At 73.0% G+C, this 19,803-nt stretch carries 12 protein-coding genes; 4 read left to right on the plus strand and 8 right to left on the minus strand.

Annotated features, from left to right (window positions below; translation table 11 throughout):
* Position 1: 1 nt before the first annotated feature.
* Together ACN28A_RS02245 and ACN28A_RS02250 are read right to left on the minus strand one after the other, a co-directional pair.
* Positions 2–879 (minus strand): IS5 family transposase gene (locus tag ACN28A_RS02245; protein ID WP_421404080.1). Its coding sequence is split into 2 segments (ribosomal slippage): positions 2–487 and positions 490–879, totalling 876 coding nucleotides; the frame shifts between segments, so codons are not numbered across the junction.
* 288 nt (positions 880–1,167) lie between these two features.
* Positions 1,168–1,641 (minus strand): hypothetical protein, encoded by a 474-nt coding sequence (locus ACN28A_RS02250; protein ID WP_421391775.1) that lies wholly within the window; start codon positions 1,639–1,641, stop codon positions 1,168–1,170.
* 329 nt (positions 1,642–1,970) lie between these two features.
* Between ACN28A_RS02250 and ACN28A_RS02255 the strand changes: the two genes are divergently transcribed.
* Together ACN28A_RS02255 and ACN28A_RS02260 are read left to right on the plus strand one after the other, a co-directional pair.
* A complete protein-coding gene (locus ACN28A_RS02255; RefSeq protein ID WP_421391777.1) occupies positions 1,971–2,282 on the plus strand; it encodes a trypco2 family protein in 312 nt (103 codons plus the stop codon).
* A 29-nt stretch (positions 2,283–2,311) separates the two neighbouring features.
* On the plus strand, positions 2,312–7,447 hold the full coding sequence (locus tag ACN28A_RS02260) for a trypsin-like peptidase domain-containing protein (protein WP_421391778.1): 5,136 nt from the start codon (positions 2,312–2,314) through the stop codon (positions 7,445–7,447).
* A gap of 6 nt (positions 7,448–7,453) precedes the next feature.
* Here the strand turns inward: ACN28A_RS02260 and ACN28A_RS02265 are convergent, their stop codons facing one another.
* Complete coding sequence (locus ACN28A_RS02265) at positions 7,454–9,523, minus strand: beta-galactosidase (RefSeq protein WP_421391779.1); 2,070 nt, start codon at positions 9,521–9,523, stop codon at positions 7,454–7,456.
* Between the two features lie 222 nt (positions 9,524–9,745).
* Between ACN28A_RS02265 and ACN28A_RS02270 the strand changes: the two genes are divergently transcribed.
* Entirely contained in the window at positions 9,746–12,091 is a 2,346-nt protein-coding gene (locus ACN28A_RS02270; RefSeq protein WP_421391782.1) for a TIM-barrel domain-containing protein, read from the plus strand.
* Positions 12,092–12,150: 59 nt separating this feature from the next.
* Here ACN28A_RS02270 and ACN28A_RS02275 read toward each other — a convergent pair whose 3' ends face one another.
* The 5 genes from ACN28A_RS02275 to ACN28A_RS02295 form a co-directional block, all read right to left on the minus strand.
* Positions 12,151–13,701 (minus strand): DHA2 family efflux MFS transporter permease subunit, encoded by a 1,551-nt coding sequence (locus tag ACN28A_RS02275; RefSeq protein ID WP_421391784.1) that lies wholly within the window; start codon positions 13,699–13,701, stop codon positions 12,151–12,153.
* Positions 13,702–13,774: 73 nt separating this feature from the next.
* Positions 13,775–14,263: a MarR family winged helix-turn-helix transcriptional regulator gene (locus tag ACN28A_RS02280; RefSeq protein ID WP_421391786.1), complete on the minus strand. Its 489-nt coding sequence runs from the start codon at positions 14,261–14,263 to the stop codon at positions 13,775–13,777.
* A gap of 76 nt (positions 14,264–14,339) precedes the next feature.
* Positions 14,340–15,272: a carbohydrate ABC transporter permease gene (locus ACN28A_RS02285; protein WP_421391788.1), complete on the minus strand. Its 933-nt coding sequence runs from the start codon at positions 15,270–15,272 to the stop codon at positions 14,340–14,342.
* A complete protein-coding gene (locus ACN28A_RS02290; protein WP_421391789.1) occupies positions 15,269–16,348 on the minus strand; it encodes an ABC transporter permease in 1,080 nt (359 codons plus the stop codon). The genes ACN28A_RS02285 and ACN28A_RS02290 overlap by 4 nt, the downstream gene beginning before the upstream one ends.
* Positions 16,345–18,024, minus strand: coding sequence for an extracellular solute-binding protein (locus ACN28A_RS02295; protein WP_421391791.1), 1,680 nt, complete (start codon positions 18,022–18,024; stop codon positions 16,345–16,347). The genes ACN28A_RS02290 and ACN28A_RS02295 overlap by 4 nt, the downstream gene beginning before the upstream one ends.
* Before the next feature lie 273 nt (positions 18,025–18,297).
* On the opposite strand from ACN28A_RS02295, the gene ACN28A_RS02300 reads away from it, so the two are divergent.
* Entirely contained in the window at positions 18,298–19,707 is a 1,410-nt protein-coding gene (locus ACN28A_RS02300) for an ROK family protein (RefSeq protein ID WP_421391793.1), read from the plus strand.
* Positions 19,708–19,803 lie beyond the last annotated feature (96 nt).

Raw genomic sequence — 19,803 nt, forward strand, 5'->3', positions numbered from 1 at the left:
GTTACAGCCACTCGTTGATCGCGGCGATGTGCACGGTGGCTTCGTAGCGGACGGCGAGTTTGTCGAAGCGGGTGGCGACGGCCCGGTTGCCCTTGAGCCGGTTGATGCCGCACTCCACGGCATGACGCTGCTTGTACCGTTCGGGGTCGAAGGCCGGGGGTCGGCCGCCCTTGGACCCCAGCTTGCGCCGGTTGGCGTCCTGGTCGGCTTTCGAGGGGATAGTCGCGGCGATGCCGCGTCGGCGCAGGTAGCGGCGGTTGGCCTTCGACGTGTACGCCTTGTCGGCCAGGACCCGGTCCGGGCGGGTCCGGGGTCGGCCGGCGCCGAGACGGGGCACTCGGATCCCGTCGAGCACCGCGATGAACTGCGGGCTGTCACCGCGCTGCCCGGCGGTCAACACGATCGACAACGGCTTCTGCCCCTGCTCACAGGCCAAGTGCAGCTTCGTGGTCAGCCCGCCCCGCGACCGGCCGAGCGCGTGATCGGTCGGCTCGACCATGACCCCGCCCGGCGGCTCGGCCTGCAGATCCCCCTTTTACGCGCCCCGGCAGCGTGCTGATGCGCCCGGGCGACCGTCGAGTCCACCGACACGTCCCAGACCACACGTCCGGCCGAGTCAGCAAGGGACTGCAACACGGTCAAGATCTTCGCCCAGGTCCCATCACGCTGCCAACGCCGGAACAGCCCGTACGCCGCGGCCCAGGATCCGTAGCACTCCGGAACATCCCGCCACGGAGCACCGACCCGTGTCCGCCACCTGATCCCATCAATGAGCTGCCGTTTCGTCCATTTCGACGGCCGACCTGGCCTACGCCCCGCAGGCAGCAGCGGCTCCAGCGCCACCCACTCTGCGTCGGTCAGGTCGTGCCGCCTCGCCACCGCTAGGGTGTCCACGAGGTCTCCGGTCTTCGGGTTCTGCTTGGTCGCTGAACCAGATACCGGAGACCTCGCTACACCTCGAACACCAACACGCGAAGATCCTCACCCAACAGCTCAAGCCCTGGCACCGACTTCGACACAGGCCCTAGTGGTCCTGTCCACGGACGTCGTGGAAACCGCCGGATCCGGAGATCGTGGTCCGGCCCGCCGGGCCGGGCGGTGCACCAGCCGCCCGGCCCGGCGAAACCGGGCAGCTCGGCGGAACCGGGCGGCGCGCGGGGCGTCGGTTCAGTTGGCGCCGGAGCCGGTCAGCAGCGGGATCAGCGCCAGCCCGCCGCAGCAGATCACGCCGACCACCACGAGCGTGATCAGCAGGACGCTGTAGTTCGACCACATGCCGAACTTCGTCACGTCCGTGCCCCGGCCGTCGTGCACCCGGTTGCGCCAGCCGCCGAACCGGAAGGACAACTGGTGCCCGGCCCCCGGCTGCACCATCACCCGCGTGGTCATCACCGGGATGCCGAACAGGTCGGTGAACCGCACGTCGTGCTCGCCGGCCGGCACCGCGATGTGGAAGGTGCCCTCGGCCATGCCGGAGACCTCGCGCCCGTCGATCTTCAGTTTGCAGGTGGTGGGCGCCGGCACCAGGTAGGGACCCCGGTTGGCCGAGACGACGAGTGCGCCCCAGCCCGGTGGCAGCGGAACCGGGTGCGGACAGGCGGCCAGCGCCATGCCCGGGGGTGGGACCGAGGGGTATGCCATCGACGCATCGTGGCACAGCCCGCCCGGCACTCCCGCCCCGGGCGGCCCCGCGCCGGACCGGCCACCCGGTTCGGGCCACTGGCATCGACCCGCGCCGGCCCGTCGGACACCCCGTACCCTCGGCCCGCGCCGGACCGGCCGGCCCCGAGGCGTACCGGTGCCTCGGTCCGCCGGTCGGTGTCGCGACCTGGATGTCCCTTGCGGAGCGCAGGTCGTCCGCCGCCGGCCACGAAGCTCCGGCCGGGACATGCCTGTTCGGCCATATTGCCCATTGCACCCTTCGGGGATGATGGATGCGGTGACGCGAGGGCAAGAGGAGGACCGGGCGGGTGGACAGCCAGATCGAATTGGCCGACATGATCTTCCAACTCCGCTCGGAACTGAGTAGGGCGATGTGGTCCGGGGAACATTCCGATCTTCGCTTCCGGGCCGAGTCCGTCGAGTTGGAACTGACCGTGGGCGTCGAGAGGTCCACCGACCCCCGGGTCGGGATCAGGTTCTTCGTGCTCGACGTCGCCGCCGGTCGGCAGCGGGCACACACCGCGACACAACGGCTGACGCTGCGCCTGCAACCGGTGCACCCGGACGCGCCCGACCAGCCCGCCATCGTCACCGGCCGGTCGCTGCCGGGTGAGGACTAGCGGATCCGTCGACGATTGGCGGGGATTTCATGGTCGCCGGGCAGGGCTGCGATCCGGCCGCTATCGCAGAGGTGATCGTCACCCGGGCCGACGGCGGCCAATGGCGCGCTTCCGGCTACCGGGTGACGGCGACGGCATTGTTGACCGCCGCGCACGCCGTCGCGGACGCGCACCGGATCGTCCTCCGCTTCGACGCCGGCCAGCAGACCCAGTGGACGGCCGACGCCGAGCCCGCCTGGTGCGATCCGGAGTCGGACGTCGCGATACTCCGCTTCACCCCGCCCGAGGAGGCCCCGGGCACGGCTACGGTCAGCTACGGTGGGTTCGTCCGGGACACCAGCGCCGTCGTGGACGTACACACCGCCGGGTTCCCGCTCTGGAAGCGCCGGACCGGTCGATCCGGTACCCGCTACCGCGATTTGCACGACGCGGTCGGCCGACTGGCGGTGCTCTCCAACCGTCGGGACGGCACTGCGGAGATCACCGTCGCGCCACCCGCCGAGCCGGCCGACCGCGCGTCGTCACCCTGGCAGGGCATGTCCGGGGCCGCCGTCTGGGCCGGCAGGCATCTGGTCGGCGTCGTGGTCGAGCACCACCTGCCCGAGGGCGCGGGCCGGCTCACCGCGACACGCCTCGACAGGTGCCTCGGTCGGGCCGACGGCACCCGGCGGGACGAACTCTGCCGGCTGCTCGGCATCGCCGACCCGCTCGACCTGGCCGACGTCACACCGGCACCGGCCGGCTGGCGTGCCCGGTCCGGCTATCTGGACCAGGTCCGGGACATCGCACCGGTGGCCGGGCTCTACGAGCGGACCGCGGAACTCGCGGAGCTCGCGGCGTTCTGTGCCGGCGACGACGCGTACGTGCACTGGCAGGCGGGGCCCTGGGCGGGCAAGACAGCGCTGATGTCCACCTTCGTGCTCGACCCGCCGGCCGGAGTGGACGTCGTCTCCTTCTTCGTCACCGCACGCCTGGCCGCCCAGTCGGACAGCTCCGCCTTCGTCGACGCGGTCCTCGACCAGCTGTCCGCGCTGCTGGGTGAGGCCCTGCCAGCCGCGATGACGACGCTGAGCGCCCGGGACGCGCACCGCCGGGCGCTGCTGCGAGAGGCGGCCGCCCGCTGCGCGGCGGCAGGCCGGCGACTGGTACTCGTGGTCGACGGGCTGGACGAGGACCGGGGCAGCGTACCCGGATCGGGACTGGCCAGCATCGCGTCGCTGCTGCCGAAGTTCGTCGAGGACGGGTTACGGGTCGTCGTCTCCAGCAGGCCCAGCCCGGAGATCCCGTCGGACGTACCGGCCGACCATCCGCTGCGGTCCTGCGCCCGTCGGATGCTGGAGGTCTCGCCGTACGCCACCGAGACGGCCCGGCTCGCCCAGCGCGAGCTCGACGAGTTGCTCAACGGCGGGCAGACCCATCGCGACGTCATCGGCCTGGTCGCCGCCAGCGGAGGCGGGCTGAGCCTGCCCGAGCTGGAGGAGCTCTGCGACCAGCCCCGGTACGTGATCGAGGGGATGCTCAGCGGCGTCTTCGGCCGGACGATCGCGGCACGCCTGGACCACACCACTCTGGAACCGAAACGGGCCTTCCTGTTCGCGCACGAGACGCTCCGGACAAAGGCGCTGGACCGGATCGGTCCGCAGCGGCTCGGCGGGTACCGTGACCGCATCCACCGGTGGGCGGAGCGCTACCAGTCCCTGGGCTGGCCGCCGGAGACGCCGCCCTACCTGTTGCGTGGTTATCCGCGGTTGGTGCACGAGACGGCCGACTGGCCCCGGCTGCTCGCGCTCGCCGTCGACCCGGACCGGCACGACCGGATGCTCGACCTGACCGGTGGCGACGCCGCCGCGCTCGCCGAGATCAAGACCGCCCAGGACCTGACGTTGGCGCAGTCCCGGCTCGACCTGACCGCGATGGCGCGGTTGGCCATGCGCCGCGAGGACCTGCTCGCACGCAACGCCGACCTCCCCGTCCAGCTGCCCGCGCTCTGGGCCGCCCTGGGACAGCCGGCCAGGGCCGAGGCACTCGCCTACGGCATCGACCAGGCGGATCGGCAGGTCGAAGCACTCTCAGAGCTGGCGGTGACGCTGGCCGGTCAGGGCGACCTGGACCGCGCCGCCGCGCTGACCGACGCTGTGCAGACGATCGCCGAGACGATCGCCGATCCGCGCCAGCAGGAGCTGGCGACCGCCCACGCCGCCCGGGCCTTCGCGGCGGTCGGCGACGCGACCCGGGCGGCGGCGGCGCTGCGGACGGTCGGCGATCCCGACCTCCGCGCCGGCACCGCCGTCGAACTGGCCACCGTCTGGTACGCCGGTGGCCGCCCGGCGGAGGCGGATGGCTGCGCCGACATCGCCTCGGCCACCACCGGGCAGATCGCCTCCGGCGACCGCCGTGCGCTGATGCTGTGCCGACTGGCCCACGCTCGGGCGCAGGGCGGCGACCGGTCCGGGGTGGTGGACGCGATCGACCAGGCGGGCGTCGCGGCCGGACGGATCGCCGATCCCGATCTCCGGGTGCAGGCCCTGGCCCAGCTCGGCCGTGCGGCGGCGCTGACCGGTGACCGGCAGCGGGCGCGGGCGCTCGTCGTGGACGCCGAGAGCGCGGCTCGCAGCAACGCGCTGTCGTCGCCGCCGAGGTTGACCGAGATGGCGGTCGAGGCGGCCGACACGGACTACGCGTGGACCGAGGCGATCCTGGAGAGCCTCACCGATCCGGCCGACCAGGTGCGGGCCCGGCTGGCCGTGTCCCGCGCCGTGGCGGCGGCGCACCCGACCCGGGCCAGGGAGTTGCTGGAGCGCGCCGGCGGGATCGCGGAGCGGCGTCCCTGGCTCGTCCCGTGGGAGGTGCTCGGCGACCTGGCCCTCGCCCTGGCAGCGGTCGGGCAGCGCGCTCGGGCCGAGCTGGTGGCGAACGCGATCGACGGCGACATCTGGCGGAGCATGGCGTTCGCCCGGCTCGGTCTCGCGTTCGCCACCCGGGGCGACTACGCCGCCGCCGACGAGATCGCCGACCGGGTCGGCGAACCGAGGCGCCGGGCGGTGACGCTGGCCAAACTTGCCCTGGCCGCCGCCCGGGCCGGCGACAGCGCCTGGTCAGGGGTGCTCGCGGACCGGGCGGAAGCGACGGTACGCGCGACGGCCGACTCCCGTACCCGGGAGTTCGTGTTCGCGGACCTGGACCGGGCGCGCCGGCTCGTCGAGGCCGGCGACCGGACCGGGCCGCCGGCCGGGGACCGGCCGGCGGCGCCGGCACAGCCGCCGGCAGCGGGTACGGAGACGCCGGTGACTGTCCCGGACACCGTGTCGGAAGGCCCTGTGGCACTGGTCCGGGCGGCGGCGGATGCCGGTGACCTCGACCGGGCCACCGCACTCGCGGAACGGATAGCCGACCCGGCCGGCCGCTCGTCGGCACTGGCCGAGGTGGCCCGGGCGCAGGTCGTCGCGGGCAACCACGCCGCAGTGTGGCAGAGCATCGACGCGGCGCTCGTCCTCGCCCGGCGGGAGCGGGACGTGCCCACCCAGGCCGCGATGGTGGCCCGGCTGGCCCGGGTGGCGGCCGGGACCGGCGACCACACCCGGGCACTCGGGATCGCCAGGGAAACCTATTTCGCGCTGAGACAGACGCCGATGCTCGACGACCTGGCCGGGGCGATGATCGCCGTCGGGGAGACGGCTCGGGCGGAGACGCTCACCTGGTGCGTCGACGATCCGGGGCGACGCGCCGCGATCCTCGCGGAGCTGGCCGGGGCGGTGACGGCCAGCCGGGGGGCCGGGGACGGGGCCGAGCTTTTCGCGAGTGCGGAGCGGATCGCGAGCGGCATAGCGGATCGCCGGGAGCGGGCCGGCAGACTGACCGGGGTGGCTCGGGCGTTGGCCGACACCGGTGAGCACGAGCGGGCGAGTCGGCTGGCCAACGCCGCGGAAGAGTCCGCCCGCAACCTCTACGACCCGCACCGGCAGGCGATCACCCTGCTCGACCTCGCCGACGCCCTCGCCGAAGCGGGCCAGCTCGACACGGCGTCGGCGCTTGTCGGCACCGCCGAGGCGGTCAGCCGGGGGCCCACCGACCTACAGACGCAGTCGACTCTGCTGTCCAGGATCGCTCTCGCCCTGGCCCGGGCGGGCCGGGCCGACGTCGCCGTCTCGGCGGCGCGACAGGTCGCCGATCCGGTGCGGCAGCCACAGGTGATCGCGGAGGTGGTCGCGGTCCTCGCCCGCGGCCCGGACCACGAGCTGGCAGAGGATCTCGCCCGGACGATCCGCGACGAGCCGTCGCAGCACCAGGCCCTGCACGACCTCGCGCTGGGCGTCGCGGACCACGCTCCCGACCGGGCGGAGCGGATCGCCGACGACATCGGCGCGCCGGGCCTGCGGTTGCGGGCCCTGGCCGGTCTGGCCTCGGCAGCTCTCGACCGGCGGGACAGGCCGCGGGCCGACGCACTCTTCGCCAAGGCGGACCGGCTGATCGGCACTGCCGAGTCGGGCGAGTTCGGGTGGGTGGACCGGGCCCAGCTGGCAAAGGCGTTGGTCGCCGCGGACGAGCTGGAACGGGCCGCGGAGGTCACGTCCGGCATCCGCGACGAGCACTGGCAGGCAATCGTGCGGGCCCGGTTCGCCCTCCGACAGGTGGCGCTCGGCGACGACGAACGGGCCCGGGAGACCGTGGCCGGCATCATCGACCCCACCAGGCGGGCGACCGCACTGCTCCGGGTGGCTCGGGCCGCCGCCCAGCAGGGTCGGACGGAGTGGGCCGGCCGACTCGTCCGGAGCGCGGACGCGGTGTGCCCGGAGCACGTGGGCGCGAACCTCCGGTCGATGTACCTCGGCGAGTTGGCTCGGGCGCTGCACGCCGTCGACGAGCCCACCGAGGCGTCCAAGGTGCAGGCCCAGGCGGAGGCGCTGGCCCACGACATCACGGATCGAGGGCAACGCGCGGAGGCCCTCACCGACCTGGCCAGGGCGGCACTGGCCCGGTCCGGATCCGATCCGCACGCCGTGGACACCGGACGGCGGCTGCTCGCGCTCGCCCTCAGCGTGGGTAGCTGGGCCGCACCGCTGCGGGTGCTGGTCGAGACCGATCCGACCGCCCTGGTCGCGATCGCCGAACTGGCCACGAAGGTGGCGTCGACGTACCTCCCGGCGGGCGGGCCCGGAGCGAGCTAGCCGCCGTCACCCGGCAGCGGTCTCCCGGAGTACCGCGCAGCCGCCGGCCGGCAGGACCACCGGGTCGGCGTACTCGCCGGTGAGCAGGTTCTCTCCGGAGACCGGTACGGTCTGCGTCGCGTCGGTGTGGTTGAGCAGGAACAGCCAGCTCGTCCCGGCGGTGGACCGGCGGACCGCCTCCACCCCGGCCGGTGCCGCCGGGCAGGTCGGTGTCGCGCCGGCCGCCGCCGCCAGCCCGGCCAGCAGGTCGCGGTACGGGTCGTCGTCGAGCCGGGTGGAGAGGTACCAGGCCAGGCCGTCGCCGTACCGGTGCCGGGTCAGCGCCGGCTGGCCGTCGAGGAGCCCGCCGGTGTACGTGACCGCCGGGGTGGCGCCGGTGAGGCGTACCGTCTCGGCCCAGTCCCGGCCGGTGTTGCCGTCCGAGAGCGGCAGCCGGGTCGCCGGGTCGAGCGGGTGGAACTCCTCCACCCGCACACCGAGCAGGTCGCGCAGCGCTCCCGGATAGCCACCGACCCGGACCCTGGCGTGTTCGTCGGCGATCCCGCTGAGGTAGCCGACCAGCAGGTGACCGCCGGCCGCCAGGTAGTTCCGGATCCGGGCGGCGTACCGGTCGGAGAGCAGGTAGTGGGCCGGCAGCACCAGCAGGGCGTACCCGGAGAGGTCGTCGCCGTCGACGACGAGGTCGCAGGTGTGGCCGGCCCGGAACAACGCCCGGTGTGCGGCCGACACCTCGGCGGCGTAATCGATCCGTGCCGAGGGCAGCACGGTGGCCTGCGTCGCCCACCACGACTCGGCGTCCCAGGCGACCGCCACCGGTGCCCGCACGGTCCCGGCGTCCACTTCGGAGAGCCGGTCCAGCGCGGCGCCGAGCGAGACGGCCTCGCGGAACGCCCGGCTGTCCGGGCCGGCGTGCGGGACCAGAGCGGATCCGAAGACCTCGGCGCCGCCCCGGGACGCCCGCCACTGGAAGAACATCGCCCCCCGGGAGCCCCGGGCGACGTGTGCCAGGCTGTGCCGGGTCATCCGGCCCGGCTCCTTGGCGTGCATCCGGCCCGGGGTGAGGAGCAGGTTCGGCGCGCTCTCCATCAGCAGCCAGGCCGGCCCGCCCGGCATGTTAGGAAGGGCGCCCGCTGCTACAGAATCCGATAGGAAGGGGCCCTTCCTTGCACCGGACCGAGCGGTGCGGCGGGCCCAGCAGCGGGCCAGGTCGGCGGCGAACGCGGTCTGCTCCTCGGCGCCCGGCCCAGCCTCCGTCGGGTAGTGGTCGACCGCCACCAGGTCCACCTCGGCGGACCAGCGGGCGTGGTCGACCGGTACCCAGCCGCCGAGGACGTAGTTGGTGGTCACCGGTACGTCCGGGGTGGCCGCCCGGAGCAGGTCCCGCTGCTCGACGTACGCGGCCAGCAGTTCGTCGGAGACGAACCGGCGGAAGTCGAGCAGCTGGCTCGGGTTGCCGAGGTACTGGGTGGCCCGGGGCGGGCACACCTGTGCCCAGTCCGAGTAGTGCTGGCTCCAGAAGCTGCCGGTCCACGCCTCGTTCAGCCGGTCGAGGTCGCCGTGCCGGGCCCGCAGCCAGGCCCGGAACGCGACCGCGACGTGCTCGCAGTAGCAGCTGGTGCCGTACTCGTTGTGCACGTGCCAGAGCGCCAGCGCCGGATGGTCCCGGTAGCGGTCGGCGAGCGCGGCGGCGATCCGGCGGGCCGCCGTCCGGTACGCCGGGGCGCTGGCGCAGTAGGTGTCCCGGCTGCCGTGGCCGAGGCGTACCCCGTCGGCGGTGACCGGCAGCGCGTCCGGGTGCCGCAGCGAGAACCACGGCGGCGGGGAGGCGGTCGGGGTGGCCAGCGCCACCCGGATGCCGCCGTCGTGCAGCAGGTCGAGCACCCGGTCCAGCCAGTCGAAGTCGTACCTGCCGGGCTGCGGCTCGAGTCGGGACCAGGCGAAGACGCCGACGGTGACCAGGTTGACCCGGGCCCGGCGCATCAGCTCGACGTCGGTTCTCCAGACCTCGGCCGGCCACTGCTCGGGGTTGTAGTCGCCGCCGTAGCAGAGCCCGGTCAACCCCTTCGGCCAGCGCACCCGCCCCCGCCTTCCCCGGCGTCACCGCTGCCGTCACCGCCGACCTTTGTTTGGGCTGCCGTCAAAGTAGGCGGCCGGGATCTCCGGTGTCAACGCAGCCACCGCACAGCCGGCCGTTGACAGTTTGTTGGGTTACCAAAGAAACTAATCGGAGTACACCGCGCCGGGCCGGCAGCGTCGGCAACGCGCCGGATTCCGCGTTCCGGGAGCCGAGGAGACCGCATGCCGTACCGCCCGCCCCTGGTGCCGCACGAGACGTTCGTCGCCGACCCGCCCGAACTGCCGGTCCGGGCCCCGGGCGAGCACGGGCTCTCCGCGCTGGCCAGGGCCGAGGTGCTGGGCACGGACGGCCAGGGCGTCACCCTCAAGGCGGCCACCACGGACGGCGGTTCGCTCGCGGTGCGGATCACCGCCGCCGCCGAGGGCGTCATCCGGGTACGCCTCAGCGAGGACCCGCTGGCGAAGGGGCGGGCCAGCCGCGCCCTGCGGCTGGTGCACCCGCAGCCCCACCAGGCCGGCGTGCACGTCGACGGCGACCGGGTACGCGTCGACGCCGGCGCGGTCGTCGCCGAGCTGACCCTCGACCCGTGGCACCTGCGCTTCGTCGACCCGACCGGCGCGGAACTGGTCAGCCAGAGCCGGGGCGAGCAGGACATCAGCGGACGGCTGCGCACCCTCCCGTTCGGTCGGTCGCTTGTGGACGGCGCGGTCGCGGCCTACCACGAGAGCTTCGTGACCCCCGGAGACGAGCGGTTCGTCGGGCTCGGCGAGAAGTTCACCCCGCTGGACAAGCGCGGCCAGCGCGCCCTGATGTGGAACTTCGACGCCTTCGGCAGCGAGTCCGACCGCTCGCACAAGAACGTCCCGCTCTACCTGTCGAACCGCGGCTACGGGGTGCTGGTCGACAGCGGCATGCCCGTCGAGTTCGACATGTGCCAGTCCACGCACAGCTGCGTGCAGATCCTGGTGCCGGACGACCTGATCGACTACTACCTGATCGCCGGCCCGACCCCGGCAGAGATCCTGGACCGGTACGACCGGCTGACCAGCCGGCCGGCGCTGCCGCCGAAGTGGGCGTTCGGCGCCTGGATGTCGTCCGGCTTCTTCCGGGACAGCCAGCAGCGGGTGTTGGAGCGGGCCCGGCGGATCCGGGACGGCGGCATCCCCTGCGACGTGCTGCACCTGGACTGCTACTGGCAGGTCGCCGGGGCCTGGTCGGACCTGTGCTGGGACGCCGAGCAGTTCCCGGACCCGGCCGGCATGCTGGCCACCCTGGCCGAGCAGGGCTTCCGGGTCAGCCTCTGGATGAACCCGTACGTGATGACCGGCAGCCCGCGCTACGCCGAGGCCGCCGAGGCCGGCTACTTCCTGCACCGCGCCGACGGCTCGGTCTACGTCGCCGACACCTGGCACGGCAGCCACCCGGCCGGCGGGATCGTCGACTTCACCAACCCGGCCGCGGTCGACTGGTTCACCGGGCTGCTCCGGCCACTGCTCGAACAGGGCGTCAGCGTCTTCAAGACGGACTTCGCCGAGGGAGTTCCGTCCGACGCGGTGGCACACAACGGGATGACCGGGGTCGAGCTGCACAACGTCTACTCGCTGCTCTTCAACGACGTGGTGGTGAAGGTGACCCGGGAGGTGGCCGGGCACTCCACGGTCTGGGCCCGGTCGTCGTACCTGGGCGGGCAGCGGCACGCGGCGCAGTGGAGCGGCGACGTGAACGCCACATACCCGGCACTGGCCAGTACGCTGCGCGGCGGGCTGAGCCACGGGCTGTCCGGGGTGCCGTTCTGGAGCCACGACAGCGGCGGGTTCCACGGCACCCCGACCCCGGACCTCTACGTACGCTGGGCGCAGTTCGGGGCGTTCTCCCCGCTGGTCCGGTTCCACGGCACCACCAGCCGGCTGCCCTGGGACTTTCCGGCCGAGGCGGAACGGCTGGCGGTCGAGGCGCTGCGGCTGCGCTACCGGCTGATGCCGTACCTCTTCTCGGCGGCGGTGACCTCGGCCCGGACCGGTACGCCGATGATGCGGGCCCTGCTGGTGGACTCCCCCGACGACCCGGCCGCCTGGACGGCGGAGCTGGAGTACCGGCTCGGCCCGGACCTGCTGGTGGCGCCGATGCTCGGCCCGGACAACCGCCGGCACCTCTACCTGCCGGCCGGCGACTGGGTGGACTTCTGGACCGGTCAGGTGCACGCCGGTGGCCGGCACCTGGCGGTGCACCGGCCACTGGAGCAGATCCCGCTCTTCGTCCGGTACGGCGCGCTGATCCCGGTGCTGCCGCCGGTGGACCGGATCGCCGACGGCCCGTTCGCCGACGTCACCGTGTTGAGCTTCGGTGCCGTCGACGCCGGAACGGTGGTGCACGACGTCGACGGCGACACCACGATCCGGGCCAGCCGGGCGGGCGACGAGTTCCGGGTCGAGGTGGACGGACCGCTGCCGGTCAGCGGCCTGGCCCTCGCCCCGGTCGAGGGCGCCCGGCCACCCGGGCGGCTGCTGCTCGGCGGCGCCGCGACCAGCGCGGTACCGCTTTCCGGACTACCCGCCGTGCGGGGTTGAAGGCCGGGGCGGGGTGCCCAGGTGGGGGGCGCCCCGCCCTTCTTCGGACGAGCGGGGGATCACTGCCGGGCGGGCTGGCGCAGTACCGTGGCCGCCACGGCGAAGGCGGCGACGAGCAGCCCGACGGCGACCGCGAAGGCCAGCCGGAATCCGCCGGTGAGCGCGGCCGGCTGGCTCGCGCCGGCGGCCAGCAGTTCCTCGGTACGCCCGGCGGCGAGCGTGGCGAGCACCGCGATCCCGACCGCCATGCCGAGCTGCTGGGTGGTGTTGAACAGCCCGGAGGCCAGCCCGGCGTCGTCGGAGCGCGCCCCGGACATGCCGAGGCTGGTCAGGGCCGGCAGGGCGAGGCCGAAGCCGGCGGTCAGCAGCATCACCGGCAGCAGGTCGGTGGGGTAGTCGGCCCGGACCGGCACCCGGGTCAGCAGCCCGAGCACCCCGACCAGCAGCACCAGGCCGGCCAGCAGCACGTTCCGCTCGCCGAACCGGGCGGCGAGCCGGGCGGAGACGCCGAGCGAGACCGCACCGATGGTCACCGCCGCCGGCAGCATCGCCAGCCCGGTCGCGGCGGCGCCGTAGTCGAGTACCTGCTGGAGGTAGAGCGCGACAAGCACCTGGAAGGCGAAGAGTGCGGCGACCATCAGCACCTGCACCAGGTTGGCCCCGGCGACGTTGCGGGAGCGCAGGATCCGCAGCGGGAAGAGCGGGCTGGCGGCGGTGGCCTGCCGGGCGACGAAGGCGGCCAGCAGCAGTACGGCGAGGCCGCCCCAGCCGAGCGTGGCCGGCGAGGTCCAGCCGCGTGCACCGACGTTCACCACGGTGTGCAGTCCCAGTCCCAGCCCGGCGGTGACCAGCAGGGCGCCGAGCACGTCGGCCCCGGCCGCCCGGCCGAGTCCCCGGTCCGCCGGCAGCGCGGAGCGGGCGACCGCCAGCGCCGCGACTCCGATCGGCAGGTTGATGAAGAAGATCCAGTGCCAGCCGAGCAGGTCGGTGAGTATCCCGCCGAGCACCTGGCCGAGCGTCGCACCGGCGGCGCCGGTGAAGCTGAACAGGGCGATCGCCCTGCCCCGCTCGCCGGGCTCGGTGAAGAGCGTGACCAGGATGCCCAGCGCGACGGCGGTGGCCGCCGCGCTGCCGACCCCCTGGAGGAAGCGGGCGGTGATCAGCATCCCGGGCGAGCCGGCCAGCCCGGCGAGTACCGACGCGCCGGTGAAGACGGCGGTGCCGGCCAGGAACATCCGCCGGCGGCCGAACAGGTCACCGAGCCGGCCGGCGAGCAGCAGCAGGCTGCCGAAGGCGAGCAGGTAGGCGTTCACCACCCAGCTCAGCCCGGCGGCGGAGAAGCCCAGGTCCCGCTGGATGGCCGGCATCGCGACGGTCACGATGCTGCCGTCGAGGATGGTCATCAACGTGCCCGAGGCGATCACCCCGAGCGCCACCCACCGGCGCCGGTATCCGGGACCGCCGCCGCCGGTCGGCTGGGCCGGCGGCCGCTCCGCAGCATCACCGGGCGCCCGGTCGGCCGACGCGGCGCCGGTGGTGCCCGGTGCGGCGCGGGAGGTGGCCGGTGCGGCGGTACTGGACAGCTCGGATAGCTCGGATAGCTCGGACATGTCGTCCTCCCGTCGGTGACATCGACGGAAGGACCGTAGCAGATAGTTTTGTTGCAGACTATTTGTTTGGGATCTAGCTCTCGCGCTGCCGCGCTCGGCGTACCGGCCCGGGGGTCTCGACCGGCTCGGCCAGGTGACCGGTGACCAGGGCCTCCATCACCCGCAGGAAGACCTGCCGATCCCGCTCGCCGAGGCTGGCCAGCACCTCGGCGTGCACCCGGTCCACGATCGCCTGGCTCTGCCGGGCCACCCGGGCACCCTCGGCGGTCACCGCGACCACCCGGGCCCGCCGGTCGGTACCCGACGGCCGCCGGTGCGCCAGTCCGGCCGCCTCCAGCGCGTCCACCGTGACCACCATGGTGGTCTTGTCCATGTCACCGATCTCGGCGAGCTGGGCCTGGGTGCGCTCCTCCGCGACGGCGTGCACCAGGACACAGTGCATCCGGGCGGTGAGCCCGATCTCGGCCAGCGCCGCCGCCATCCGGGTACGCAGCACGTGGCTGGTCCGGTCCAGCAGGAACGAGACGTCCGGAACGGTACGGGTCGGAGCCATCGCGGTCATGCCGACCAGGCTACCCAGCCGATCCGTAACGGATCATCTGTTTCCGGTCCCGGCCGACCGGCCACCACCTGCGGGTTCAGCCCTTCACCGCGCCGATGATCACGCCCTTCACGAAGTGCCGTTGCAGGAACGGGTAGACCGCGATGATCGGAGCCATCGTCACCACCACCACGGCCATCTTGATCGCCAGCGTCGGCGGCATCGAGACCCCGACGGCGGTACCCGAGGTCTGCGGGGTCTGGCCGGCCAGGATGAAACTCTGCAACACCCGCTGGCTCGGGAACTTCGTGTTGTCGTCGATGTAGAGCAGCGCGGTGAACCAGACGTTCCAGTAGCCGACGGCGTAGAAGAGCCCGACCACCGCGATCACCGCCCGGGACAGCGGCAGCATGATCCGCAGCAGGATCCGGAACTCCCCCGCACCGTCCATCCGGGCACTGTCCAGCACCTCGCCCGGGATGTTCTGGAAGAACGCCCGCAGCACCACCAGGTTGAAGACGCTTATCGCGGTCGGCAGGATCAACGCCCAGAGGCTGTCCTTGAGGCCGAGACCGGTCACCACCAGATAGCTCGGCACCATCCCCGGATAGATCAGGAAGGTCACCAGGAAGTAGAGCAGCAGGAAGCGGTGGCCGACCGAGCCCGGCCGGGAGAGCCCGTACGCGGCCAGCACGGTGAGCACCAGGCTCACCGCCGTACCTCCGACGGTCACCAGGGCGCTGACCCAGAGCGCCTGGGTGACCTGGCCGCCGGAGAAGATCGTCACGTACGCCGAGAAGTCGATCCCTCTCGGCACCACCACCAGCCCACCGGCGGCGTTTATGGTCTCCCGGGAGGAGAGGCTGGTCACCAGCACCACCCAGAGCGGGATCAGCACCGCCAGCACCACGGCGGTGAGTACCACACCCTTGCCGGCCTGGCCGGCCACGCTCGGCGGTTCCTCCCAGGCCGGCCGGCCACCACGACGGCCCTGCCGGACCTGCCTGGCCACGCGTTCGGTCACCGTCATGTCCGCGAGTACACCCCCCGCTCGCCGATGGCGTGGGCGAACCGGTTGGCCGCCAGGATCAGCACCAGCCCCACCGCCGCCTTGAACAGCCCGGCGGCGGCGCCGAAGCCGTAGTTACCCGTCGTGATGCCCTGGTGGTAGACGAAGGTGTCCAGCACCTCGGCGGCCTGCCGACCGACCGCGTCCCGTTGCAGCAGGAACTGCTCGAAGCCGACCGAGAGCGCGTCGCCGAGCCGGAGGATGAGCAGCAGCACGATCACCGGCCGCAGCCCGGGCAGGGTGACGTGCCAGAGCCGGCGCCACCGGCCCGCGCCGTCCACCGCGGACGCCTCGTAGAGCTGCGGGTCGATCGTGGCCAGCGCGGCGAGGAAGACGATCGTGCCCCAGCCGACGTCCTTCCAGACCGCCTCGGCAGTGACCAGCACGATGAAGGTGTCCGGATTGGACATGATGTCCCAGGGTTGCAGGCCCACGTCACGCAGCTGCTGGGCGAGCAGCCCGGCCCCGCCGAGCATCTGCACGAAGAACGTGACGACCAGCACCCAGCTGAAGAAGTGCGGCAGGTAGACCACGCTCTGCACGAACGCCCGCAGCCGGCTGGAGAGGATGCTGTGCAGCGTGATCGCCAGCACGATCGGCAGCGGGAAGTAGAAGACCAGCTGGAAACCGGTGATCGACAGGGTGTTCCAGAACGCGTCCCAGAACGCCGGGTCGCCGAAGAGCGCCTCGAAGTTGCCGAACCCGATCCAGGTGCTGGACAGGAAGGCGTCCAGCGGACTGTCCCCGGCGTACGGGTTGTAGTCCTGGAACGCCACCACGTTGCCCAGGGTCGGCACGTAGTGGAAGACCAGCAGCAGCAGCGCCCCCGGTGCGACCATGACCAGCAGCGGCCAGTCCCGACGCAGCCGGGCCCGCAGCGGCGGCCGGCGGCCCCGGTCCGACCGCCGTCCCCGGCCCCGCCGGGGCGGGCGGTCGCCGCCGCTCGGGCCGGAGCCGTCGGAGCGCTCCGGCACCGCCCGCTCCGACCCGGCCGGCTCGGCCCGACCCTCCGGCCGGGCCGCCTCCCGGGTACTCATCGCCCGGCGTCGGCCAGGGCCTTGGCCCTGAACTCCCGGGCCTCGTCACCACCGCCGCTGCCCCGCCACTCCTGGATCACCGCGTCCAGGTCGGTGAGCGGCCGGCGCCCGCGCAGGATGTCCGTGATCTTGTCCTCGGTCGGCACCAGACTCGCCTTGTACCTGGCCGGCATCTCCAGCTTGAGCCCGTTCCACGGGTCCTTCTCCAGGAACTTCACCATCTCGTTGGAGTAGCTCAGATAGTCCCGGACGTAGTTCGGGGTCTGCGGGTAGGGCTGGATCACCGGGCTGCGCCCGCTGACGAAGAAGTACTGGTTGGCGATCTCCTTGAAGCCGAGATCGGTCTTGGTCGGCCCCGCGGTGGTCCGGGTGTGGTGCTTGCCCTCGACGCCGTACTCGCGCAGGTTGAACTCCGTGGTGCCGAACGGCGCGGAACACCAGTTGATCACCCGGAGGAGTTCCTCCACCCGCTCCTTGCCGAGCCCCTTCTTGACGAAGGTGTACGAGATCGGCTTGTCGTCGCCCCAGACCAGCGGATCGCCGCCGCCGGCCGAGAAGACCGGCACCGGCTGGAGGTTGAAGCCCGGGGTCACCTTCTGCTGCTCGGCCTGCATCGGCTGCCACATGCCGGGCCCGTCCTGCTTGAACAGGATCTTGCCGCTCTGCAGCAACTGCTTGGCGTCTTCGCCCTTGCTCGCCACCAGGTCCGGGTGGACCAGCCCGGCCTGGTAGACCTTTGCCATGAACTCGACGGCCTGCCGGAACTCCGGCGTCTCGTACTTGAACTCCGGGGTGCCGTCCGGCTTGAGCCGCCAACCGTCGTCGGTGCCGGGCACCTTGTAGAACATCTGCACCATCGAGAAGATGTCGTCGAAGGCCCAGACGCCCTTGTTCGGGTCGGTCACCTGCTTGCCGACCTCGAACAGCTCGTCCATCGTCTTCGGATAGGCCAGCCCCGCCGCGTCGATGAGGTCCTTGCGGCCGAAGAGCGCCCACGGGAACGGTCCGTCGGTCGGGTTCGGGATGGACATCAGCCGCTCGTTCCAGAACGCCTGCCGCCAGGCCCCGGCCGGGAAGGTGGCAAGCATCGGGTACGCGTCGACCCGGTCCCCGGAGAGATAGTCGGTGAGGTCCTCGAAGAGCGCGGCCACCGCGTCGGCGAAGCGCGGCAGCTTGGCGACCTCCCACTCCGGTACGCAGAGCAGGTCCGGCACGTCCCTGGCGCCGAGCAGCGCGTTCAGCTTGTCGGCGTACTTGAGGCCGTCCTGGACGCTGAAGTTGACGTCGATGCCGAGTTCGGCGTTCACCGCCGCCAGGTACTGGCTCTGGCCCAGGCTGGGCGGCGCCGGCCCCCAGGCCGGGGTCATCCCGTTGATCCGCTGGCCGCTGCGGCCGGGCTTCTCGGCGACCGCGTCGAACAGCTCCGCCGGGAACTGCGTGTACCCGTCGGGCACCGGGCGGGTGCCCACCACGTCCGGCTTGGGTAGGCCCGGCAGCTCCTTCTGCTTCGGCAGCAGGCCGGCGAGCTTGTCGAGGTTCTGCGCGTCGCTGGTGGAGGCCGCCTCGCCGCCGCAGCCGGCGAGCAGCCCACTGCCGACGGTCGCCGCCGCCGAGAGGCCCACCAGGCTCAGGAAGTTCCGACGGTTGGTGGCGCTGCCCGGGCCGGATGGTTCCACGGGGTGCGCTCCCTTCGATATCGCCGCAACGGGCCGGTGACCCGCGCGGCGCGCGGGAGAACAACCCGTTCGGTTGCTGGGCGGGTATGGGGTAGAGTTAGTTAGTCGTTTGACTAAACAAAAGTAATCGACGGTGACCGGTGCCACAAGCACCGGAACCACGGCGCGACGGGCGGACGTGACCCGGCGCGTGGCGGTGCGGCATGATTGGCGCACCGCCGGCAACCGGCGCGACACCGGGCCCGGAGACCGACGCGGGGAGCGGGGCTTATCTTGTTCACGACGCAGACCGGGCCACAACCGGCCGATCTCGCCGACGTACGGGCCACCAACCTCGCCGTCGTCCTGCGCTTCGTCCGGGCACACGCGCCCTGTTCCCGGGCCGACATCGCCGCCTCGACCGGGCTGAACAAGGCGACCGTCTCCAGCCTGGTCGCCGAGTTGCTCGACCGGCGCCTGGTCCGGGAGACCGGACTGGCCGAGAACCGGATCGGCCGCCCCGCGACCATGCTGGTGGTCGACGGCGCGCCGTACGCGGCGATCGGCATCGAGGTGAGCATCGACGAGCTGACGGTGGTCGCCGTCGACCTCGCCGGCACCGAACTCCTCTCCTGGCGGCGTGCCTTCGACGGCTCGTCCGCCTCCCCCGGCCGGGCCGTCAGCGCCATCGCCGCGCTGGCGAACCGTGCCGTCAACCGGGTCGGCCAGCAGGGACGGGAGGTGCTCGGCCTCACCGTCGCGGTACCCGGCCTGGTGGACGGCAGCGGCACCGTCCGGCTCGCCAGCACGCTCGGCTGGCGCGATCTCCCGCTCGGCGCCGACCTGCGCCGGGCGCTGCGCGGTCCGGGCTACGAGGTGGTGGTGGAGAACGACGCCAACCTCGCCGCGCTGGCCGAATACCGGCACGGTCCGTACGCCGGGACCGCCAACCTGGTGCACCTGACCGGCGGCGCCGGGCTCGGCGCGGGTGTGGTGGCCGACGGACGGCTGCTGCGCGGCGGACGCGGCTTCGCCGGCGAACTGGGTCACGTACCCGTGGTCCCGGACGGTCCCGGCTGTCCCTGCGGCCGGCGCGGCTGCCTGGAGGCGGTGGCCGGCGTCCCGGCGCTGATCCGCCGGGCGCTGCCGGACGCGGCCGAGGACGGTCCGGTCACCGACTTCGCGCCGGAGGTGGACCGGATCCGCAGCAGGGCCCGCCGGGGCGACCGCCCCACCCTCGACGCGCTCGCCGAGATCGGCCGGCACCTGGGCCGGGGGGTCGCGCTGCTGGCCAACCTGGTAAACCCCGAGGTCGTGCTGCTCGGCGGCTACTACTCGACGCTGGCACCGTGGCTGCTTCCCGCTGCCGAGGCCGAACTGCACGCCAACACGCTGGCGCCGGAGGCCGGTGGGGCCCGGCTGCTCGCCTCGGCTCTCGGCACCGGGGCGGCGGCGTCCGGCGGGGCGGCCCGGACCCTGGAGACCGTCGACGCCGGCCGGTTGCCGCTGCGCGACCCGGACCGGAGCACCGGCCGGGACCCCGGCTCCGCCGCCCGGATCTCCGGAAAGACCCCCACCCGATCGAGCACCACACCGGGCGATCCGGAACCGGCGCCGGGCACCGCGCCGGCCGCCGCCGACGCGGCGACATCCGCCGCACCCGGGTCCGCCGACCCGACCCGTCAGCCGGCCACCCGAAGCTGACCGGCCGGACAGGCCACCGAGCGCCGGCCGGCCGCGCGCGACCGGGTTCGCGGGCCCGAGGAAACAGATGCCGACCAATCGGTTCGACGCAACCCC

It is taken from the genome of Plantactinospora sp. WMMB782, from assembly GCF_049179135.1.
GTDB lineage: Bacteria > Actinomycetota > Actinomycetes > Mycobacteriales > Micromonosporaceae > Plantactinospora.

Bases quoted from the DNA above. Each gene is read 5' to 3' on its own strand.
- ACN28A_RS02280 (WP_421391786.1), bottom strand. From the start codon at position 14,263: ATGACCGCGATGGCTCCGACCCGTACCGTTCCGGACGTCTCGTTCCTG.
- ACN28A_RS02285 (WP_421391788.1), bottom strand. From the start codon at position 15,272: ATGACGGTGACCGAACGCGTGGCCAGGCAGGTCCGGCAGGGCCGTCGT.
- ACN28A_RS02270 (WP_421391782.1), top strand. From the start codon at position 9,746: ATGCCGTACCGCCCGCCCCTGGTGCCGCACGAGACGTTCGTCGCCGAC.
- ACN28A_RS02260 (WP_421391778.1), top strand. From the start codon at position 2,312: ATGGTCGCCGGGCAGGGCTGCGATCCGGCCGCTATCGCAGAGGTGATC.
- ACN28A_RS02250 (WP_421391775.1), bottom strand. From the start codon at position 1,641: ATGGCATACCCCTCGGTCCCACCCCCGGGCATGGCGCTGGCCGCCTGT.
- ACN28A_RS02290 (WP_421391789.1), bottom strand. From the start codon at position 16,348: ATGAGTACCCGGGAGGCGGCCCGGCCGGAGGGTCGGGCCGAGCCGGCC.
- ACN28A_RS02275 (WP_421391784.1), bottom strand. From the start codon at position 13,701: ATGTCCGAGCTATCCGAGCTATCCGAGCTGTCCAGTACCGCCGCACCG.